Source organism: Sphingopyxis sp. (assembly GCF_035998965.1).
Lineage (GTDB): Bacteria > Pseudomonadota > Alphaproteobacteria > Sphingomonadales > Sphingomonadaceae > Sphingopyxis.
On record NZ_DASYHE010000046.1, the window covers coordinates 1 to 5,776 of the forward strand.

General features: G+C 67.0%; 4 protein-coding genes and 1 riboswitch. All 4 genes read left to right on the top strand.

The window, feature by feature from the left end:
• Positions 1 to 186: 186 nt before the first annotated feature.
• The 4 genes from ftsZ (at position 187) to VGN68_RS08100 (ending at position 5,588) form a co-directional block, all read left to right on the top strand.
• Positions 187 to 1,656, top strand: a complete 1,470-nt coding sequence (gene ftsZ, locus VGN68_RS08085; protein WP_327475578.1) for a cell division protein FtsZ — start codon at positions 187 to 189, stop codon at positions 1,654 to 1,656.
• Positions 1,657 to 1,715: 59 nt separating this feature from the next.
• Positions 1,716 to 3,611, top strand: coding sequence for a tetratricopeptide repeat protein (locus VGN68_RS08090; RefSeq protein WP_327475580.1), 1,896 nt, complete (start codon positions 1,716 to 1,718; stop codon positions 3,609 to 3,611).
• Between the two features lie 161 nt (positions 3,612 to 3,772).
• A complete protein-coding gene (locus VGN68_RS08095; protein ID WP_327475582.1) occupies positions 3,773 to 4,948 on the top strand; it encodes a deoxyguanosinetriphosphate triphosphohydrolase in 1,176 nt (391 codons plus the stop codon).
• A complete protein-coding gene (locus VGN68_RS08100; protein ID WP_327475584.1) occupies positions 4,941 to 5,588 on the top strand; it encodes an NAD-dependent dehydratase in 648 nt (215 codons plus the stop codon). The genes VGN68_RS08095 and VGN68_RS08100 overlap by 8 nt, the downstream gene beginning before the upstream one ends.
• A gap of 57 nt (positions 5,589 to 5,645) precedes the next feature.
• Positions 5,646 to 5,747: riboswitch (glycine riboswitch) on the top strand.
• Positions 5,748 to 5,776: the final 29 nt, after the last annotated feature.

A 5,776-nucleotide genomic window follows, 5' to 3' on the forward strand; every position in this document is an offset into this window, starting at 1 on the left:
CGGTTGATGGCGGCGTTAAAAAGCAGTTTTTAGCGGTGAAACGCGAAAAAAGGTTAATTTTTTGGGTGATTCCCCGGTCACAATAGTGCAATGCGGGGTAAGAAAACCGGGCGGCGGGACACCCGCTCGTTTGGGTCGCAAGGTTGGGGAAGCGGCACCTGTCCGCCGCTGCAGGGAGACTTTTTGATGAGCATCAACATTGGCCCGCCACAAGTCGACGAACTGAAGCCGCGGATCGCGGTGATCGGTGTCGGCGGCGCGGGCGGCAATGCCATCGCAAATATGATTGCCTCGCGGGTTGAGGGGGTCGATTTCATCGTTGCGAACACCGACGCGCAGGCGTTGAACGCATCACCCGCCGAAAGGCGCATCCAGCTGGGAACGCAGATCACCCAGGGGCTGGGTGCGGGTTCGCGGCCCGAGGTTGGCCGCGCGGCCGCCGAAGAAAGCATCGCACAGGTCGAAGAGGCGCTGAACGGCGCCCATATGTGCTTCATCGCCGCGGGCATGGGCGGCGGCACCGGCACGGGGGCGGCGCCGGTCATCGCCAAGGCAGCGCGCGATCGCGGCATCCTGACCGTCGGCGTCGTGACCAAACCTTTTACCTTTGAAGGGCAGCGGCGGATGCGGTCGGCAGACTCGGGGATCGCCGAGTTGCAGGATCATGTCGACACGCTGATCGTCATTCCGAACCAGAATCTGTTCCTGGTCGCCAACCCCAACACGACCTTCAAAGAAGCCTTCACCATGGCGGATGAAGTACTTCAGCAGGGTGTGCGTGGGATTACCGACCTGATGGTGATGCCCGGCCTGATCAACCTCGACTTTGCCGACGTGCGCAGCGTGATGCGCGAAATGGGCAAGGCGATGATGGGGACCGGCGAGGCCGAAGGCGATGGCCGCGCGCTCGAAGCGGCGCAGAAAGCCATTGCGAACCCGCTGCTCGACGGCGTGTCGATGGCGGGCGCCAAGGGCGTCATCATCTCGATCACCGGCGGCGAAGACATGCGCCTGATGGAAGTCGACGAGGCTGCCAACCATATTCGCGAGCTGGTCGATCCCGATGCGAACATCATTTGGGGCAGCGCGTTCAACGACAGCCTGGATGGCAAGATCCGCGTGTCGGTGGTCGCCACCGGTATCGACAGCACGGGCGAAATCGCGGCGCAGGCCTCGCCCGCCACGCGCAGCTTCTCCTTTGCTCCCGCGCGCGCGGCGACGCCCGCGCCAGTGATCGAAGAGGCGTTTGCGCCGGTCGTCGACGAAGAGCCCGTCGCTGAAGCCCTGGCTGATGAAGCCAGCGACCCGGCACCGGGCTTTTCGCTGAGCGACACGGTCGACGTCGAAGCGGCCGCGGCCGAGGAAGAGCCGATGGAATTGTCGCAGGTCGCGGCGACCTATGATGACACCGCGCAAGAGCTGGTGCTCGACGCGCCCGAAGCGCCGGCGACCGATTACCGCACGGCACCGCCCCCGGCATCGGGCGGCGAGGCAGGGGCTGGCGAGGAGTCGCCCGCCCGTTCGATCGGCGGCGGCACGCTGTTCGAACGTATGTCGCGCCTGTCGCGCGGCGCCACGGCGCCCGAGGCAGAAAGCGGCGATAAGGATGACGGGGTCGACATCCCGCGCTTCCTGGGGCGTCAGAACAACCAGTAACGGGGCCATAATCGGCTGCCCGCAGGGCACGGCAGGCCGGAGATCGGGATGAATTGCCCATGCGGCAAGCGAAAATAACGGCGAGGCCGACACGCGTTCGGCTTTGCGCCGGTGCGTTCGGTGCGTTGTTGCTGGGGTTCATGGCGTCACCTGCCGCCGCGCAGGTGACGCCGCCCGATGCCGCGACCAAAGCCGCGATGGAAAAGCGGACAGCGGCCCGGACTTTGCTGTCGTCGGCGCTCGCCCGCATCGCGTCGAACAACAGCGATCCTCGGGCGCTGCTCGACGCCGGTCGCGCTTCGATCGAGCTGGACGACCATCGCGCCGCGCTCGGCTTTCTCGTGCGCGCCGAGCAGGCCAGCCCGCGCGACGGCGCGATCAAGGCCGCGCTCGGCTCGGCGATGGTCCATATGGAGAACCCAACCCGGGCGCTCGATTATTTCGGCGAGGCGCAGCTGCTCGGCGCGCCCGAGCGACTGTTCCTGTCCGACCGGGCGCTGGCGCGCGACTTGCTGGGGCAGCAGGATGCGGCGCAGCGCGACTATCAGCTGGCGCTCTCGATCGCCCCCAGCGACGAATTGACGCGGCGCTATGCGCTGTCGCTGGGGATCAGCGGCGAGGCCGATCGCGCGATCCAGATGCTGACCCCGCAGCTGCGCGCGCAGGATCGCGGCGCCTGGCGGCTGCGCGCAATGATCCTTGCGATGAACGGCCGTGACGGTGAAGCGAGCGAGATCGTCAACGCCACGATCCCGCCCGCAATGGCGCAGAATATCCTGCCCTATCTGACCCAGATGGACCGGCTCAATCCGGCGCAGCAGGCCGCGGCGGCGCATTTCGGGCGTTTTCCGAACGGCCAGCTGGGGGCGAAGCGCAAACCCGTGCAGGTCGCTGCCGCGACGCCCCCGCCGACCCCGCCGGCCGCAACCGGCAGGCGCGCGATGGCTAGCGCAAAGCGGCCACCTGCCGCGTCGGTCGCAGCGGCGCCGACCCCGACGCCCAGCCCCCGGCCAGTGGGGCCGGCCTATGCCCAGCCGCGCCAGCCGGTCACGCCGCCGACAACCGTAGCCGCCACGCCGCGCCCGGCGACTGTTGCACCTTCGACGCCGACGCCTGCGCCGCAGCCAGCCCTCTCACGTCCGACCGCGGAAAACCCGTTTCCCGCAGCAGGCGGTGCGGCGTCGACGACCGTGCGGGGCGGACCGACACCCGAAAATCCTTTTCCTGCCGCTTCGGGGCCAGCGCCGACCGTTGTTGATGTCCCAGCGACTGCCCCCGCCGCAGTCGTCTCCGCGCCCGCTGCGATCGGGCCGAACCCAAGCCAGTCCGCCGCGCCCGTCGGACCCGGCTTTTCCATTGCAGACATAGGCCGCAATTCCGTGAACGGCCCGTCAACGGTGCCGCAGTTGCCGTCCTCCGTCGCGGCCGTGCCAGCTGCGCCGTCAACGGCCGCTGCCGCTCCCCTTGCATCGCTCGCCGACATCGTCGGGTCGATCGAAATCCCGCCCGAGGAGCTAAGCCAGCCCGACAATGCGATCGGCGCCGACACGCTCGCCAAATTGCTCGAAGACAAGCGCCGCGCCGACGCCGCCGAAGAAGCTAAACGCGAAAAGGACGCCGTGGCGGCGAAAGCCAAAGCAGAAATCGACGCCAAGGCTAAGGCCGAAGCGGCAGAGAAAAAGGCCAATCCCGCGCGTATCTGGGTGCAGGTCGCGACCGGCGCCAACGCCCGCGCGCTGGCGACCGATTTCGGCAAATTTGCCAAGAAGAGCCCCGAGCTGTTCAAGGGCAAGGCGGGCGCGACCGCCGAATGGGGCAAGACCCGCCGATTGTTGGTCGGGCCGTTCAAGGACCGCAAGGCCGCGCAAGACTGGCTGACCGGCTACAAAAAAGCTGGCGGCGACGGGTTCCTGTTCAACAGCGAGGCGGGCCAGACCGTCGATCCGATCAAGTGAGTGCGGCTGAAGCCAGCGCCAATCCTCCCTGTGGCGAAGCCATGGGGAGGGGGATCGTTCGCGAAGCGAATGGTGGAGGGGCGGCAACGGTAGTGCAAAAGCCCCTCCGTCAGCGCTTCGCGCTGCCACCTCCCCATCGCTGCGCGACAGGGAGGATCTGAATGTTTCCGGTTGTCGCTTGCGCCAGCGATCCTGCGCAAAGCCGCGGGCGCCGCTATGCCGAGCTGGGCCGCGTTGTTCGCGGGCCGCGCGACGATTTCCAGCGCGATCGTGACCGCATCATCCATTCGATCGCCTTTCGCCGCCTGCGGCACAAGACACAGGTGTTCGTCGCTCCCGATGGCGATCATTATCGCGTTCGCCTGACCCACAGCATCGAGGTCGCGCAGATCGGCCGCGGCATCGCGCGGGCGCTGGGGCTGAACGAGGATTTGACCGAGGCTTTGTGCCTTGCGCACGACATCGGCCATCCGCCCTTCGGTCATGCGGGAGAGGATGCGCTGAAAGCCGCGATGGCGGATCATGGCGGTTTCGACCACAATGGCCATACGCTGCGCACGCTGGCGGCGCTGGAATGTCCCTATCCGCGGTTCGACGGGCTCAACCTGACGTGGGAAACGCTCGAAGGGCTCGCCAAGCATAATGGACCGGTGACCAACCCCGGCTGGGCGCTCGCCGATATTGATGGCGATTTCGGCCTCGACTTGGGCAGCCATGCCAGCCTCGAAGCGCAGATTGCGGCGGTTGCCGACGACATCGCCTATGACAACCACGACATCGACGATGGGCTGCGCGCCGGGTTGCTCGACGTCGATCAGTTGATGGAACAGCCGTTTGTCGCCGCCAATTTTCGCGCCGTAGAGGACCGCTTCCCCGGCGCGCCGCGCGACCGCTTGCTGCGCGAACTGGTCCGCGACCAGATTGGGGTGATGGTCAATGATGTCATCGCCGCAACCACGGCCAATGTCGCGGCGGCGGGCGTGGCGAGTGTCGCCGAGGTCCGCGCTGCGGGCCGCTCGCTCGGCGGCTTTTCCGCCGAACTCGCGGCCGAGGAACGCGAACTGAAGCGGTTCATGTACGCCAATCTTTATCACCACCCCGAACAGGTCGCGGCAGCAGCCGCAGCAAACGAGGTCGTTGGGCGGCTGTTCGCTGCCTATGCCGACGACCCGCGCCTGATGGGCGAGGATTGGTCGGCGCGTCTGCCCGGCGAAGAATGCGCGACAACCCGGCACATCGGCGACTATATTGCCGGGATGACCGATCGTTTTGCCATTGACCGCTATGCCGAGATTTTCGGACGCGCTGAGGTGCCGGAAGCGTTGGCGCATGTCTGACGTTCTGATCGTGGGCGCGACCGGGCTGATCGGGCGTGCGGTGATCGACGCGTTCGGCGACCGCAGTGTCACGATCGTCACGCGGCGGCCGGTCGCGGGGCTGCTGCCGCACCATGCCGAACGCGTGGCACCGCCCGACAACTGGCCCGACATCATAGCCGCTGAAAAACCGGCGGTGCTCATCTGCTGCCTCGGTACCACGATCCGCCAGGCGGGCTCGCAAGCGGCATTCCGCGCCGTCGACCATGACCTCATACTCGCGACTGCGCGCGGCGCCCGGCAGGGCGGCACGGCGCAAATGATCGTAGTCAGCTCGGTCGGGGCGTCGGCGAAAGCAGGCAATTTCTATCTGCGGACCAAGGGCGAGACCGAGGATGGGCTGCGCGCGCTCGGGTTCAAGCGGCTCGACCTGATACGTCCCGGCTTGCTGCTCGGCAACCGACCCGGACCGCCGCGGCTGGGCGAAGGGCTGGCGACGATTGCGGCGCCGTTCGCCGATGCCTTGCTCCGCGGTTCCTTCCGCCGCTACCGCTCGATTCAGGGCGCCACGGTTGCCGCGGCGATCGTCAATCTCGCGGGTCAGGGTGGTTCGGGCGTGCATATCCACGAAAACGACGCAATCCGCGCGCTCGCCGATTGACTCCGCATAAGGGCAGCGCCAAGGCTCGGGCGTCTGTCGGGTTTCGTAAGGGATTCGACCGGCCGCGCGGGAGAGCGTGAGGGCAGGGCAACCGGCGCCTCACCACCGAAGGAGCAACCGCCCCGGAAACTCTCAGGTCAGCAGGACCGCGCAGGCTGGAACGGACACTCTGGAAAGCGTTCCGGCTG

What these genes read in the sequence shown, in the direction of transcription:
- ftsZ (WP_327475578.1), top strand. Translation starts at nt 187, where the DNA reads ATGAGCATCAACATTGGCCCGCCACAAGTCGACGAACTGAAGCCGCGG.
- VGN68_RS08090 (WP_327475580.1), top strand. Translation starts at nt 1,716, where the DNA reads ATGCGGCAAGCGAAAATAACGGCGAGGCCGACACGCGTTCGGCTTTGC.
- VGN68_RS08095 (WP_327475582.1), top strand. Translation starts at nt 3,773, where the DNA reads ATGTTTCCGGTTGTCGCTTGCGCCAGCGATCCTGCGCAAAGCCGCGGG.
- VGN68_RS08100 (WP_327475584.1), top strand. Translation starts at nt 4,941, where the DNA reads ATGTCTGACGTTCTGATCGTGGGCGCGACCGGGCTGATCGGGCGTGCG.